Genomic DNA, 15,202 nt, shown 5'->3' on the forward strand with positions numbered 1-15,202 from the left:
ATAAAGGAAACGGACCGACACCACACCATGTTTGATTTTTTCAGCCAGCGGACCCCTGTACCAAAGCAACCTCAGTTCTTTGTGCCCAAGGCCGACCCATTTGAAAATCCGTTGGTTGAGACCGATCCGCACCAATTAGCCCAGTGGGCAACCGCGCTTCCCTTCGCCAACCCTCAGCAGCTAGCTGAAAACGTGATCACCAGCCTGAGCCGCCTGAACCGCTATCCCGGCCAGGTAAAAAAACGCGATGAGCTGATGCAGATCTATGTCACCCCGGCCATACGGCTGGCACACGGCATGTCCCAGCGCAAACAACAGGCACCGATCAGCCTGGTGCGACGGGTTATGCTGGAGATGGCTTATGGGTATTGCCATATCGTCAATCAGAGCATCAGCGGTAAGCAGAATAAAAAAACAGCGCAGCGACTCGGGCAGGCAATCTACGACGCAAACAAATATTTCGTTCTCGAATACCTGTTGGCCTGTGAGGATTTTGATTGCCGTTGCGTCTCCCCCTATCAGCATACCTCAAGGTTGATGACCTACGCCTGGGAACAGAATCTGCATCTGCTGGAGATGGAGGATCATGACCTGAGCGAACCCCATCAGGCGACGATATCCCATCAGTACAGCCGTTTTCTCCTGCTGCTGCTGTTGGACCCTTGCCATCTGCAGGAGGGGGAACCCAGAATCTGCTTTGACTATCTGAACGAACTCGCCGATGAAGCCAACGTCATCGCACCGGATAAGGATGAGGATGCTACCGGTCGCTACGTAATCGATCGGCTGGGTGAGGTGCCACCCTACCTCTACCATCCAGACTGCCTGGAAAACCTGCCGCTGCCCAGGTTTACCCTGTTCGACCTGAGTCCCGTCAGTAAAGTGCTGCACCAACAGCTACGCCGGATGGAACAGTCGGAACAGAGCAAACCGGCCTGCATGAATCGACTAACCACCAAAGAGGCCAACAATCTATTGGCCCGGATGCTCAAATCCTGGCACATACGACTCAAGCGAGACAGTGAAAGACATAACACCTCTGGCCAGATCATGGTATGGATCGGGGTACAGAACGCCTATCAATATCTGCTCGGACAGACCGCCAATAAAGAGCCTGGTGATGAGGAGATCACCATGACTCAACCGGTTGGCATGCGAGATTCGGCCGACAGCATCGGCAGCAACAGAATTCTCGCACTGCGCAGCAATCAAAGTCGTTCCGGCGTCGCTTTGCGCATACCGCGACAGGCTGTATCGAATGAACTGATCGGACAATTGATTCTGATCTCAACCCATGAGACCAAACAGGGCAGTGATTGGAAACTGGGTGTCGTCAAACGGGCCATGAACTGTGGCGACAGCCTGCTGGAAGTCGGTGTACAGTTTGTCGCAGGTAAGTTGGAACCCATTACCCTACGACTCGCCAATAAACAGACTGAAGAAGACTCAAATCCAGATCACGGCGGGATATTCATCGATCAGGGCCACAACAACCGCAGCTCACTCATCGTGCCCAAACATTTCTTCGTCATCGGTCAGGAGTATCGAATCGAGGAGATGATCCCCTCCCCGAGTATCAGCCCACTGCAACAACTTGAAACCACAGCTCATTTCGAGCGCTTTCGAATCAAGAGTGTGTAACGATTTGGTCACCCGGTTAAATTTAATCCGCTGACCCGTGCTGCTCGTCCAGTAACGCCTCCAACGGACGGTCCATGGTCTGCTCAAGGGTCAGGTTCAAGCTCTCAAGCAGCTCCTCGAGGGCCATGGGTATGTCGGCCAGCTCATCCCTGTCGGGGATCACATAGGCGGCCGACTGGTAGAGATCCTTCAGCATCACCTGCCTCAGGTCTCGGGCCAAAGCCCAGCCTTTCTCATCCGCTTTGAGTACCAGGTGGGCATTGTAGAGACTGCTCAGTGACGCTTCGATGCGCTCTTCCGTAGTACCAGCGATGCGGCTCTGAAGCTGACGGGTGGTCATGGAGAGACCCTGCCGCTGAGCATCCCTTAATTGGCCAAGCAGTCGCAGCGCCAACAGAAAGGGACCGCCCCGCTGCTGTGCATGCTCCTGCCAATCCTCACGATAGATACCCAGACAGTAAGTGAACTCAGCCCCAAGCAGGGTTACCAGCCAGGAGAGATAGATCCAGATGAGAAAGATCGGTACCACGGCAAGTGCGCCGTAGATCGCTTCATAGGTTGGAAAGGTGGTCACATAGAGAGCAAATCCCCGCTTTGACAGCTCAAACAGCAGGGCTGCCAGCAGGCCACCCAGCAAGGCGTGGCGCATGGGAACAGATCGATTGGGTACCAGCGCATAGAGCAGACTGAAAGCCAGGGCGGAAATCAGTACCGGCATCATACTGAACAGCTTCGATCTTACCATCACCACGGCCTGGGCCTGTTCGAGTAACGGTATGGAGACCAGGTAGGAGGTGACACCGACGCTGACCACGATCAGGATTGGTCCGAGCGAGAGGATTGCCCAGTAGACGGTGAACTTTGCCAGGGGTGGACGCGGCTTCCTGACATGCCAGATGGTATTGAAGGCCTTATCGATATTACTCATCAACAACAGGGCGACAAGCACCAGAAAGACAAACCCCACACCGGTCAGCTTGGCCGCTTTCTGACTGAAATTCCTCAGATGCTCCTGCACAGCCTCACCGGCTGCCGGGACAAAATTCTGAAACAGAAAATTCTCGATCTGCTCCGACATTCGCTCGGAGGCCGGAAAAACCGAAAACAGGGCCAGCACCACCGTCATCAGCGGCACCAGAGAGAGCAGCGTGGTATAGGTCAGCGCGGCAACATGCTGTATCCCCCCATCGGTCGCGAAATGGTGGAACACCAGGCGCAGAAAGGCGCGAACATGCCGTAGGCTCGAAGAGAGGGTCTGTTTGGCGTCCTGTAGATTCATTACTGGTTTCCTTCTCGCGTCATGGTTGGCGCTTATTCAGGGCAACAGGGCCGTTTGGATTCGCGTGATAAACCGGCTGATTCGGTATCCCGCATTTACAACAGACCCTGCTCACTATTAAACCATGAAGGGGATAAAGATCACGAAAGATTGCCAGCCCAGGCATTTCCCGGCAGGACAATAACACCATCCAATGCAGGTTTATGGCCACTAGTGGGCCACATGCGATTAAGCCGCCATTTTGATAGGGATGGATCGCTTGCTCGCTGGATTATTATGGAGCGACCATCACCATCCGGATACAATGAACATCAAACAACATAAAACAGGAAATCAGAATGACCACAGAGATCTATCACAATCCGCGCTGCAGCAAGTCGAGACAGACCCTGCAGTTGCTGGAGGACCAGGGCGTGGAACCAGAGATTGTTGAATACCTGAAAACCCCGCCGGACAGTAAGACCCTGGAGACAATTCTCGACATGCTCGGCCTGGAACCACGCGAACTGATGCGTCGCAAAGAGCCGGAGTACAAACAGAATCAGCTCGACAATCCTGAGTTGACCCGCAAGCAGTTAATCGAGGCGATGGTCGCTCATCCCAAGCTGATCGAACGACCGATTGTCATCAAAAACGGCAAGGCGGCCATCGGTCGACCACCGGAAAAGGTTCTGGAGATCCTCTGATCCCGGGCAGGCCATAGGGCCTGTTAGCACTAACACATATGGAAGCAAATCCTATGGCGCAAGTCCTAATCTTATACTACAGCCGACACGGTGCCACCGCAGAAATGGCACGTCTGATAGCCCGTGGGGTTGAGGAGATCGCCGGCGTGGAGGCCAAATTACGTACTGTCCCGGAAGTCTCTACGGTGTGTGAAGCCACTGAAGACACCATTCCTGAGCAGGGCGCCCCTTATGTTGCCGAGTCCGATTTCAGGGATTGCGGTGGTCTGATTCTCGGCAGCCCGACCCGCTTCGGCAACATGGCCGCAGCGATGAAGTACAGTCTCGACTCCACCAGCTCGCTGTGGATGAGTGGCGCCATGATCGGCAAACCCGCCTCGGTCTTCACCTCCACCTCCAGCCTGCATGGTGGGCAGGAGAGTACCCTGCTATCGATGATGCTACCGCTGATGCACCATGGCATGCTGCTGATGGGCATCCCCTACAGCGAGACCGCCCTGCTGAGCACTCAGAGTGGCGGCACCCCCTATGGGGCCAGCCATACGGCGGGGAGTGACAGCAAGCTACCCATCACCGACGAGGAGAGACGCATCTGCATCACCCAGGGCAGACGCATGGCGGAAACCGTTTTGCGGCTGGAAAAACGGACCTGATCCCATGCCCATCCAGCTGCCTCTCGGCCTGAGCATCAGACCGCGGATCGATTTCGCCCATTTCGTGATCGGCAGAAACGGTGAAGCGGTCTCCCGCCTGCGTAGCGAACAGGATCCCTATATCTACCTCTGGGGAGACTCGGGTTCAGGCAAAAGCCACCTGTTGCAGGCAGCCTGTCAGCACTCCCAGTCCAACGGAGAGCAGCCGGCCTATCTGCCATTCAAATCGGAACACGGCCTGCAACCGGAGATGCTGGAAGGACTGGATGGTTTCTCCCTGGTCTGTCTGGATGATCTTCAGGTACTCGCCGGGGAGCGGGCCTGGGAATTGGCAATCTTCAATCTCTACAACCTACTGCAGGAGCGTGGCGCCAAACTGATCGTCGCCTGCGACCGCCCGCCTGGGCAACTCTCCCTGCATCTGGCCGATCTGGCCTCCAGGCTGACCTGGGGACCCTGTTACCATCTGTTTCCACTGAATGATGAGGAGCGACTCGAGCTGCTGATGAGTAATGCAGAACTGCGGGGGCTGTCGATGAGCGTTGAAACCGCTCAATTTCTGTTACAGAGAACCCCCAGAGATATCCACTTCCTGACCATTCTGCTGGATCGACTCGACCAGGCTTCACTTGCAGCCCAGCGTAAACTCACTATACCCTTTGTCCGGGAAGCGCTGAAACTATGACACAGAACCCTGATCCAAGGGTATGTAAATACTCAAACTAGGTAGTGATATGACAACCACACAAAAGATCATCGAAAAAAAGCTGCAGGAATCCTTCAAGCCGCTCCACCTGGAAGTGATCGATGAGAGCCATAATCATAGTGTACCGGATGGGGCAGAATCCCATTTTAAGGTGGTACTGGTCAGTGAGGCTTTTGCAGGGGAGAAGCTGATCCAACGCCACCGTAGGGTCAACAAGGTTTTGGCGGAAGAGTTGAGCGAGGGAGGTGTTCACGCCCTGGCACTGCATACCCTGACGCCGGAGGATTGGTTCAACCATGGCGGCACCGTACCCGCTTCACCTGAGTGTCTGGGTGGTTCAAAACAGAGCTAGCGAATGATGTTGCACTGGCTCACCAGTCTCATCTCCAAACCACTGCAGCGCGATCCGGCGCGCCAGCGACAGGTTGATCAAGAGACCAGTCGCTTGGCACTCTACCACTTCCCCCTCTGCCCATTCTGCATCAAAGTCAACCGAGTCATACGCAAGTTAAACCTGAAGATCGAACAACGGAATGCAGCCAGCGATTCGAACTGGGCTGGCGAGCTGCAGCACTTTGGTGGAAAGTTGCAAACACCCTGCTTGAAAATTCAGCAACAGGATGGTGACCGCTGGCTCTATGAATCGGATGACATCATCCGCTATCTCAGACAGAATTTTGCAACCCCGGATGACGTTGTGAAAGATCACACCGCTTGAATCAACCAGGAGCGCAATCGATCCTCAGCAGCAACCATGGTTAACAACAATCCTGTTCCCGAGTGAGCCACCCAAACAGAACAGGGGCCGTGTTGCAGCGTTGTCGGTGCAGACAATGAGAGGCTCCCCCGCAATGGGGGAGCCGGATGAAACTCCAACAACCGCCTACTTCAATGAATTCTGCTCAAAATATTCCCGAGTCAATTTGAAAACCACCGGACTGAGCATCAGCAGCGCAACTAGATTCGGAATGGCCATCAGGGCATTCAGCGTATCCGCCACCAGCCAGACAAAGTTAAGATAGTCCTGCGCCAGCGCGCCAACCGGGATCATGATGATCCAAAGTACGCGAAATGGAACAATCGCCTTAATACCCGCAAGGTACTCAACGCAACGTTCACTGTAGACACTCCAGCCCAGAATGGTAGTGAAGGCAAACACCGCCAGACCCACACTGACAACCAGACCGCCAACACCAGGCAGCGCCATCTCAAAAGCGGCAGAAGAGAGTGCCGCCCCGGTCTCGCCCGTGGTCCAGACCCCGGTGACAACGATCGCCAGGCCGGTGACCGAACAGACGATCAGGGTATCGATAAAGGTTCCCAGCATCGCAACCGTGCCCTGGCGCACCGGACTGTCGGTTGCCGCAGCGGCGTGTGCGATTGGCGCACTACCAAGTCCAGCCTCATTGGAGAAGACCCCCCTGGCCACACCAAAGCGAATTGCAGCCCAAACCGCAGCACCGGCAAATCCACCCGTGGCGGCAACCGGGGTAAAGGCATACTCTATGATCTGACCGATAGCCGCCGGAATCTCGGAAATATTGAGAATGATGATCACACCCCCGGCCAACAGATAGGCGATTGCCATCAGGGGCACCAGTTTACCGGCCACTTCCGCGATCCGACGGATACCGCCGATCAGCACCAGCGCGGCCAGCACCGCCATCACCCCACCGGTAACGGCCGGATCGATACCGAGACTCTCATTTTTCAGCAGTGCCTGAGCAACCGAATTGGCCTGTACGGTATTACCGATACCAAACCCGGCCAATGCACCGAAGACGGCAAACAGGGTACCCAGCCAGGCCCACTTGCTGCCCAGTCCATTCTTGATGTAGTACATGGGACCACCGACGTGGTTGCCGTTCTCATCCACTTCCCGGTAACGGACAGCCAGTACCGCTTCCGCGTACTTGGTGGCCATACCGACCAGCGCGGTACACCACATCCAGAACAGAGCCCCAGGGCCACCCAGAGCGATGGCGGTGGCAACCCCGGCGATATTACCCGTGCCGATGGTTGCGGAGAGCGAGGTCATCAGGGCATTGAACGGGGTGATCTCCCCTTCCCCACGGCCTTCGCGGCCTCCCCAGAGCATTTGAAATCCATATTTGAGCCGTGCCAATGGCATCAGCTTCAAGCCGATCATCAGGAAAAGCCCGGTACCCAGAATCAGCACCAGCATGACAGGTCCCCAGACAATGCTGTTCAGCCCGCCGATCAGTTCTTTGATTAGTTCCACTGCATACCCCCTTATATGTTTTTATGTTGCATGGCAGGTAATTAGGACATTTTCGAAGTGAATCGCCATGCACCTTGCGGGATCTCACACGATACTTCCGCAACCTACTATACACACTCACAAGTTTGCGGTAAAAATCCCAAATCACCCATTTTGCTTGAGATTATTGTCGTTGAAGACTAACCTGATACTGATTGCATCCAAATAAATTTGGTGAATGAATCCATGTCTGTCTGTAAAAGTCTTAAGGGATACTCCCGAAAACATGAGCGTGTAGCAGATCTGTTTTCTTTATTGGCGGTTGCACTGCTGTTCGGTACGCTCTATCTGGTGGTCAGCAACCATTCCGAAGTCATCAGCTGGATGAAAACCGATGCGGTGATCCATGTTCCTGTGGTGGTTGGGGCACTGATTCTGGATCTGTTCCTGATCTTTCTGTTCCTCAACATTGGCGCGGCCCGATTTGAAGAGGAGGAGGAGGGATGCTTCCATACTTTCAAAGGGCGCAGATCGGGTAGCGGCTCTGTCGGCAACCTGTTCACAAGCTGGCTGCATCACATGGAACAGGTCGGCAGAAAACATCGCTGAAATCTGTCACAATCGGCGGATGATCAAGAACCGTCGTCGCCTTATCACTGTCTCACTGCTCTGCGCAGCCGCACTACTCCTGGATAGCGGCTGCAGCTCACTGTCAACCAGTCGCCTGGCAACCAACCTCTCCAATGCCATGCTCAATCAAACGGATCCTGAGCTGGTGCGGCATGGTGCACCGGCCTATCTGCTGCTGCTCGACTCATTCATTGCGGAGAGCCCGAACGATCGTGATCTGCTCTACGCTGGTGCCAGGCTCTACGGTGCTTACGCAGGTGGACTGGTCAAAGATCCAGAGCGGCAGAAAAACCTCAGCCAAAAAGCAATGGACTACGCCACCACAGGATTCTGTGAAGCTGAACCGGAAATCTGCCGTGACAGCAGCAAGCCATATGAGCAGTTTGCCGCCACCCTGGCCAGGACTGAAGCGCCCGAGCTGGAGGACCTCTATCTCTATGGCGCTACCTGGGCAGGCTGGATTCAGGCACACAGTGATGACTGGAATGCGGTTGCCGATCTGGCCAAAGCCGAGTCCCTGCTGCTACGGGTGGTCGAACAGGAACCGGGCTATGAACAGGGTCGCGCCCAGCTCTATCTGGGCGTTATACGCAGTCAGATTCCTCCTGCGCTGGGCGGCAAACCGGAACTTGGCAAGCAACATTTTGAGTCGGCCTTGAACTACTCCGAAGGCCAGGACCTGATGGTGAAACTGGAATACGCTCGACACTATGCCCGTTTGGTTTTTGATAAAACTCTACATGACAGGCTACTTAATGAGGTGTTGCAGGCCGACCCGGTGATAAACGGCCTGACATTAAGTAACATCATGGCACAGCAACAAGCCAAGTCATTGATTAAAGAAGATTATTTTTAGAATCCATAAAGCGCAACATCTTGTAAACAGTGAGCATCTATACTACGGTAGTTGGATCAACTGAGTGCACCGCAAAGTGGATAGCGCCTTGGGGTAAATGAGCATTAACCCCAAAAATCCCAATGACATACAACCTGGATGAGTCCAATCGGATCAGTCTCACGTATCAACTACAGAGCTTTAATACCAACTTCACTCGTTCACCTTTGAGGATTACACACATGCTCCGCCTTCTGGCCATACTCATCATGACACTTATACTGGTCCCAGTCAGTCATGCCACGACCACTTTGAAAATCGCCACTCTGGCGCCGGATGGCACCAGCTGGATGAAACAGATGCGGGCGGCAGCGAAAGAGATTCATGCAAAGAGTGAAGGACGGGTGAAAATCCGCTTCTACCCCGGCGGGGTGATGGGGAACGACAACAGCGTGCTGCGCAAAATCCGTATCGGCCAGCTGCAGGGTGGCGCCATCACCGGTGGTGGCTTGAGCAGCATCTACTCAGACGCACAGATCTACACACTGCCGTTCCAGTTCCGCAACCTTGAAGAGGTGGATGCGGTACGTGAGGTGATGGATAAACGGATCATCGATGGCTTGCAAAAGAAGGGCTTCATCAGCTTCGGCCTGAGTGAAGGAGGATTCGCCTACCTGCTCTCCAACTCCCCGGTTAAGACCACCGATAACATGAAAGGCCTCAAGATCTGGATACCGGAAGGCGACACGGTGAACGCGGAGATCTTCAGTAAACTGGGTATTTCGCCGATCCCCCTGCCGTTGACCGATGTACTGACCGGCCTTCAAACCGGCTTGATCGATACCATCGCCAGTGCCCCCATCGGTGCGATAGCACTGCAGTGGCATACCCGGGTCAACTATCTGACTCAGGTTCCGCTCGCCTATCTCTATGCCACGTTGGTGATCAAGGAGAAGGCGTTCAACAAACTCACTGAAGCTGACCGGGAGCTGGTGAAACAGACTCTCCAATCCACCTTCATCAAACTCAACCAACAGAATCGTAAAGACAATATCGCCGCCCTCTCTGCCCTCAAAAAACAGGGCATAGAGTTCATCAGCCCGACTGAACAACAGCAACAGGCTTGGGAGCAGCATGCCAACGTAACGCTGAAGAGCTTGCGCAATGATGGTGTCGTCTCAATCGAACTATTGGAAGAGATGCAGAATCTGATCAGGCAGCAGCGCGATTCGAATCCAGTCACAAAACAGACTGAAGACATAATGATCAATCGTCGCGATACCGCACTCAAATCGAGTTTAAATGAGACCCACTCACTTTAGTAAGAGGTGGGACTGGCACCGGCGGTAGCCCAACCTGACCAACATCGAGCACATTATCGACAAACTGTCTGGTATTTCACTCAAGGTGAGGCTTGCAGTGGATAACCGATGCAGCGAGAATGTCACTCTCCCTGCAACTGAGTATCGTTGCAAAGGATATCCAACTGAGGACCGATGGATTTGATCATCGGTAGATAACAGCCGATATCCTTAAACCAATCACTCACACTGCAGGTATCGCAAGCCATGCCGGAAATGAATCTGTTTAAACCAGATAGGGCTGATGGAGAGAAGGAGGCTCTGGAAACACTGCTGAGCAGGAAAAACGTCACGATCGAGCGTATCCTGAGTCCGCCGAATAGTGTTACTGAGATTCTGCAGCAGCCACATGACGAGTGGATCAGCATTCTGCAGGGTAGCGCAAAATTGGAAATGGATGACACACAACACAATCTTCATCGTGGGGATTGTGTCATGATCCCAGCCAACACGCCCCATCGTGTGCTGACAACCAGCCACCAACCTCACTGTATCTGGCTTACGGTGCATATACGTTAATCCCATTTCCGCTCTGCCGGAATGCATCATTCCCGATTGCTGAAAAACAGCGCGTGGAATCGACATCGATCGCAAACGGTCACACCTAGAATGACTGGGCGTAAAGACATAGATGCCGGTTACACATCCTGTGTGATGCATCTGTTACAAACCGGAATAACTATCTCTCTTGATATGCCGCTATAATCGATCCCCATGACAAAATTGCTCCAGACCATTCGCCAGATCATTCATCGGTTTGAAGAGTTGCTCACGGCAATACTGCTGGGTGGCATGATACTGTTGGCAGGCAGTCAGATCGTACTGCGCAATCTGTTTGATTCCGGTCTGATCTGGGCAGACCCCAGCTTACGTATCATGGTTTTGTGGGTCGCCCTGCTGGGCGCCATTGCAGCCACCAGAGAGAATCGCCATATACGTATTGACCTGCTATCCCATGTACTCCCAAAACACGGTCAATCCCTGTTGAGCGTGGTGCATGATCTGTTCAGTGCCCTGGTCTGCGGCTTGATCGCCTGGCACTCAGCCCGCTTTGTCTACTTCGAGTGGCAGGACGGCACCCAGCTGTTCTCCATACTGCCGGCCTGGATCGGAGAGATCATCATACCGATCGGCTTTGCCATCATGACCATCCGTTTCATCGTCAACATCCCGCTGCATCTGATGGAAAGGGAAACCGCATCATGATCGTTACCATCGGCCTGATCCTGCTGGCACTGAGTGGTGCACCGCTGTTTGCGGTGATTGGTGCAGGCGCCCTCTGGGGTTTCTATCAATCTGAAATCGACCTGTCCGTAGTCGGCATCGAGTTTTTCAGACTGGCGGAGACCCCCGTTCTGCTCGCCATCCCCCTGTTCACTTTTGCAGGTTATCTGTTGAGTGAAGGTAATGCCCCCAGTCGCCTGGTCAGACTGACCCAATCCCTGCTCGGCTGGATGCCGGGGGGAATGGCCTTTGTCGCCCTGATCGCCTGCGCCCTGTTTACCGCCTTCACCGGTGCTTCCGGTGTGACCATCGTGGCGCTGGGTGCTCTGCTCTATCCGGCATTGAAAGAGGCCGGCTACAACAAGAATTTCAGCCTCGGTCTGGTAACAACCTCAGGCAGCCTGGGTCTGCTGTTCGCACCGGCACTGCCATTGATTTTGTATGCTGTGGTAGCCCAACAGCTGGGTATTGGTGGATCGATTACAGTGGACGATATGTTTCTCGCCGGCATTCTGCCCGGACTGCTGATGCTGTTCATCCTCATGGCTTGGGGACTCTACTCCGGTCGCCACCTGCAACTCACCACGTTCTCCTTGGTGGAAGCCCGCGGCGCAATAAAGGATGCGGCCTGGGAGCTACCCTTGCCGGTAATCCTGCTTGGCGGTATCTATAGCGGATATTTCGCCATCTCTGAGGCCGCCGCAGTCACTGCACTCTATGTACTGTTTGTCGAGCTGGTGGTCCACAGAGACATCTCGCTGAATCAGATGCCCCGCATCATGCATGAGGCCATGCTATTGGTCGGCGGCATATTGGTCATACTCGGCCTCTCCCTGGCATCCACCAACTATATGATCGATAGCGATGTACCTGGGATGCTATTCAATTGGCTGCATGAGCGGGTCCACGACCCACTCACCTTTCTGATCCTGCTGAATATCTTTCTGCTGATACTCGGCACCATGCTGGATATCTTTTCCGCTTTGGTGTTGATGGTACCACTGCTGCTACCGGTTGCGGTGGAGTATGGTATCGACCCAATCCACTTGGGCATCATTTTTCTGGCCAATATGCAGATCGGATATTTCACACCCCCAGTGGGTATGAATCTGTTCATCGCCAGTTACCGGTTCGGCAAACCGATCGCCGAGATATACCGCGCCACCCTTCCCTGGTTTCTGCTCCTTTTCGGCGCGGTATTGGTGATCACCTACTGGCCCTCACTCTCTCTTGCCCTGCTGAACCGGAATTGAGGCAAGCCTCTACCCCAAAACTCAAATAGCGCCAATCCCAGCAGGATCAACCCGGTACCCAACCAGACCCGCTGATCAATCTGTTCACCGTTAAGCCACTGCCCGGCCAGCAGGGCGAACAGCGGAGTGATCAGCGTGATCAGTGCAACCTTGGTGGTCTCCACATTCTTCAAAATATAGAAGTAGAGGGCAAACCCAAGCACTGAGCCGATGATCCCGAGATAGATGATCGATGCCAGGGCCCGCTCTCCAATCACCTGGGGCCAACTCTCCCCCTGTATGAACCAACTCAGCAGAAACAGGGGTACTGCGACCAGTAAACCGCCCGCTGTCACCACCAGTCCATGCAGTTGAGCATCGATCCGTTTTACCCAGACGGCACTGGCGGAGTGGGTTATCACCGAGACCAGCATGCCACACAGGCCCAGCGCAAATTCAGGACCCGCTTTGATGCCAACACTGAAGATGGCGACCAGACCGGACAGTGAGATCAATACGGCCATCAGTCTCGAAGCGTCGATGCCTCTTTCGTTCAACCAATAGCGGGCCATCAGACCGGTAATGATTGGCGACAGACCAAAGATCACCGATATCCAGCCGGAAGGGATGTACTGTGCAGACCAGTAGACTGAGGTCATGGCGATGAAGATACCCAGACCAGCCGCCATATAGGTGTGTCGCGCCGTCTTATGCCATGCCAGTCGCAGTCCGATCAGACGCAACAGGGACAAGGCCAGTACTACACCGATTACCATACGCCCCGTTACTCCAAACAGATAGCCAACGCCCTGACCACTCCATTGAATGGCCAGGGGCGTAGTACCCCAAATCAGCAATACCCCGACATAGGCTGCTGGCACAGACATGTTAGGACCTCCTAAGACTAATCGAATCGGCCCGGCTGGATCTATTTTTTTGTCCAGCAAGGCAGAATGGGCGTCGTGTAGTAAATCTACATGAGCGAATGATATCGCCGCTGGGCGGAAAAATAGCTCCAGCCCTTTGGGTTACCCCTGAAAAAGCGCCACTCAGCGTTGCTCGTCGTTCATTTGGAATCACCAAACTTCTCTCCTCGCGCCTTGATTGGCGCATTTTCAGGGGTAACAGGGCCGATTCGATTAGTCTTAGGAGGCCCTATACCCTCCATAACGAAAAAGGCCGCAGATGTTTCCATCTGCGGCCTTATTAAAAATCCTAAGATTTAAACTGTCGTTTAACCGGATCTTCTGACCACAGACGGATCACCCACTGCCCAGAGGAACAGTCGGCGCATAATCACCATCTTGTTGGTCGGTTTGATCTGATTCATGGGTTGAGCATTGCATGGATGGAAGCTTGAGGTCAAGCCGTTATCGATCAATCGAGTGGGACATGCAGTAAATTCTGTAACACACAGCCCGATATGCAGGGATAAACGCATCCAGCTGTTACAATCCAGTTTTTAAGTACCGATTCACCGTGATGAAGATTGAACTTGCCGAGCTGTTTCCATCCTGCGCCATACTGGTCAAGGCCGACCAGGCCATGTGGACTACCCCGCTGTGCGAGGAAGAGGAGAAACTGATCGAAACCGCTGTGCAGAAGCGTCAACAGGAGTTTCGAGCAGGACGCCATGCTGCCCACCTGGCCCTGGAAAAGTTGAGCGCCCCCTGGGAACCGCTGTTACGCGATGAAAAACGTCAGCCTTTATGGCCCACAGGTTTTCGCGGCAGTATCAGTCACTGCCGTGGCGAATGCGTGGCGGTGTGCGCAAAAACCACTGAACTGGCCAGCCTGGGCATCGATGTGGAACCACTCGAACCGCTGCCTAAGGGGGTCGACCAATACATCCACACACCTCAAGACCAGGCAACCATGACAACAGACAGCTCACTGCCGGAGCGTTTGATTTTCAGCGCCAAGGAGAGCATCTATAAGTGCTACTACCCGCTGATCGGGGAACATATGGGATTTCAATCCGTATCTCTGAGTATTAATGCGGATAGTATGAGCTTTGAATTCATCCCGTCAGCAGAAAACACCATCCCTTTCCCGGCAGAACTGAAATTCCACGGACGCTTCATGATGAGTGAGAGCCATCTTTATACAGGGTGCTATCTGACGAGCGACTGAGGGATCTGGGCTGATTCAACCCATGAGTACGGATACCGCGGTAGCCGTCCACCGTTCACCGCCAACCGTCGGCTTACCGCTGCCATTCCACAGATCGGCGGTCTGTTCCGGGGAGATGCAATTGATCTGCAACTCAACCGCTTCACGATTCAAGGCGGCGATATAGCGATCCTTGCCAACCACGTCGATCAGATCGTAGTAGTTCATATCCTTACCGAATTCGCTATTGATGATATCGATTGCATCATCCACATGATAGCTGTCTATCAACTCTGTGAGGCGCGTTTCAACCGCACTCTTTTCCGCCAGCACCTTCTGATAGGCTTCCCAGATCAGCTCTCCCCGTCGGAACATATCCTCGTTCCAGTTCTCCAGGGCATGACGTACCGGCTGGGTGGTCAGATGGGGATACTCCTTGGACAGCTTCTTCAGCTGTTGAACAGCTTCTCTGGCAGCATCCAAAAACTCGCAATTTTCAATATCACTCATGGGAATATGCTAGTTACAGGCCTGATACTACTAACGGCATGCACGGAAATTCCTTTACCACCTCCTGCCGGCACACCAACGGCTTCAAGCTGGCGAAGCTAACCACCACCCC

Annotated in this window: 17 protein-coding genes; 13 read left to right on the forward strand and 4 right to left on the reverse strand. The window is 53.9% G+C overall.

What is annotated here, in order from left to right; translation table 11 throughout:
- Positions 1-27 precede the first annotated feature (27 nt).
- Positions 28-1,641, forward strand: coding sequence for a cyclic-di-GMP receptor FimW-related protein (locus tag AC4IE8_RS03150; protein ID WP_068987685.1), 1,614 nt, complete (start codon positions 28-30; stop codon positions 1,639-1,641).
- A 22-nt stretch (positions 1,642-1,663) separates the two neighbouring features.
- Here the strand turns inward: AC4IE8_RS03150 and AC4IE8_RS03155 are convergent, their stop codons facing one another.
- Entirely contained in the window at positions 1,664-2,920 is a 1,257-nt protein-coding gene (locus AC4IE8_RS03155) for a virulence factor BrkB family protein (RefSeq protein WP_490790301.1), read from the reverse strand.
- A 338-nt stretch (positions 2,921-3,258) separates the two neighbouring features.
- Between AC4IE8_RS03155 and arsC the strand changes: the two genes are divergently transcribed.
- From arsC to AC4IE8_RS03180, 5 genes are read left to right on the forward strand one after another with little or no spacing between them, the layout of a single operon-like run.
- On the forward strand, positions 3,259-3,606 hold the full coding sequence (gene arsC / locus AC4IE8_RS03160; protein WP_068987683.1) for an arsenate reductase (glutaredoxin): 348 nt from the start codon (positions 3,259-3,261) through the stop codon (positions 3,604-3,606).
- Positions 3,607-3,659: 53 nt separating this feature from the next.
- Entirely contained in the window at positions 3,660-4,259 is a 600-nt protein-coding gene (wrbA, locus tag AC4IE8_RS03165; protein WP_068988540.1) for an NAD(P)H:quinone oxidoreductase, read from the forward strand.
- Between the two features lie 4 nt (positions 4,260-4,263).
- The gene (gene hda, locus AC4IE8_RS03170) at positions 4,264-4,944 is read left to right on the forward strand and encodes a DnaA regulatory inactivator Hda (RefSeq protein ID WP_490790302.1); all 681 of its coding nucleotides are present in this window, start codon (positions 4,264-4,266) and stop codon (positions 4,942-4,944) included.
- 49 nt (positions 4,945-4,993) lie between these two features.
- A complete protein-coding gene (locus AC4IE8_RS03175; protein ID WP_068987681.1) occupies positions 4,994-5,317 on the forward strand; it encodes a BolA/IbaG family iron-sulfur metabolism protein in 324 nt (107 codons plus the stop codon).
- 3 nt (positions 5,318-5,320) lie between these two features.
- Entirely contained in the window at positions 5,321-5,683 is a 363-nt protein-coding gene (locus AC4IE8_RS03180; protein ID WP_068987680.1) for a glutathione S-transferase N-terminal domain-containing protein, read from the forward strand.
- Between the two features lie 165 nt (positions 5,684-5,848).
- Here the strand turns inward: AC4IE8_RS03180 and AC4IE8_RS03185 are convergent, their stop codons facing one another.
- On the reverse strand, positions 5,849-7,207 hold the full coding sequence (locus tag AC4IE8_RS03185) for an alanine/glycine:cation symporter family protein (RefSeq protein ID WP_068987679.1): 1,359 nt from the start codon (positions 7,205-7,207) through the stop codon (positions 5,849-5,851).
- Positions 7,208-7,432: 225 nt separating this feature from the next.
- Here AC4IE8_RS03185 and AC4IE8_RS03190 point away from each other — a divergent pair, with 225 nt between their 5' ends.
- The 6 genes from AC4IE8_RS03190 (at position 7,433) to AC4IE8_RS03215 (ending at position 12,489) form a co-directional block, all read left to right on the forward strand.
- The gene (locus AC4IE8_RS03190; protein ID WP_068987678.1) at positions 7,433-7,795 is read left to right on the forward strand and encodes a cell division protein BolA; all 363 of its coding nucleotides are present in this window, start codon (positions 7,433-7,435) and stop codon (positions 7,793-7,795) included.
- A gap of 19 nt (positions 7,796-7,814) precedes the next feature.
- Positions 7,815-8,672 (forward strand): TRAP transporter TatT component family protein, encoded by an 858-nt coding sequence (locus AC4IE8_RS03195; protein WP_490790303.1) that lies wholly within the window; start codon positions 7,815-7,817, stop codon positions 8,670-8,672.
- A gap of 221 nt (positions 8,673-8,893) precedes the next feature.
- Entirely contained in the window at positions 8,894-9,973 is a 1,080-nt protein-coding gene (locus AC4IE8_RS03200; protein ID WP_068987676.1) for a TRAP transporter substrate-binding protein, read from the forward strand.
- Positions 9,974-10,219: 246 nt separating this feature from the next.
- Positions 10,220-10,531: a cupin domain-containing protein gene (locus tag AC4IE8_RS03205; RefSeq protein ID WP_068987675.1), complete on the forward strand. Its 312-nt coding sequence runs from the start codon at positions 10,220-10,222 to the stop codon at positions 10,529-10,531.
- A 195-nt stretch (positions 10,532-10,726) separates the two neighbouring features.
- On the forward strand, positions 10,727-11,218 hold the full coding sequence (locus tag AC4IE8_RS03210) for a TRAP transporter small permease (RefSeq protein ID WP_068987674.1): 492 nt from the start codon (positions 10,727-10,729) through the stop codon (positions 11,216-11,218).
- Entirely contained in the window at positions 11,215-12,489 is a 1,275-nt protein-coding gene (locus tag AC4IE8_RS03215) for a TRAP transporter large permease (RefSeq protein ID WP_068987673.1), read from the forward strand. The genes AC4IE8_RS03210 and AC4IE8_RS03215 overlap by 4 nt, the downstream gene beginning before the upstream one ends.
- Here AC4IE8_RS03215 and AC4IE8_RS03220 read toward each other — a convergent pair.
- On the reverse strand, positions 12,447-13,355 hold the full coding sequence (locus AC4IE8_RS03220) for a DMT family transporter (protein WP_490790304.1): 909 nt from the start codon (positions 13,353-13,355) through the stop codon (positions 12,447-12,449). The two genes, AC4IE8_RS03215 and AC4IE8_RS03220, sit on opposite strands and share 43 nt — an antisense overlap.
- 595 nt (positions 13,356-13,950) lie before the next feature.
- On the opposite strand from AC4IE8_RS03220, the gene AC4IE8_RS03225 reads away from it, so the two are divergent.
- Positions 13,951-14,601 (forward strand): 4'-phosphopantetheinyl transferase family protein, encoded by a 651-nt coding sequence (locus tag AC4IE8_RS03225; RefSeq protein ID WP_068987671.1) that lies wholly within the window; start codon positions 13,951-13,953, stop codon positions 14,599-14,601.
- Between the two features lie 15 nt (positions 14,602-14,616).
- Here the strand turns inward: AC4IE8_RS03225 and AC4IE8_RS03230 are convergent, their stop codons facing one another.
- Positions 14,617-15,090, reverse strand: coding sequence for a hypothetical protein (locus AC4IE8_RS03230; protein ID WP_068987670.1), 474 nt, complete (start codon positions 15,088-15,090; stop codon positions 14,617-14,619).
- Positions 15,091-15,202: the final 112 nt, after the last annotated feature.

It is taken from the genome of Candidatus Thiodiazotropha sp. AKAK2, from assembly GCF_058244685.1.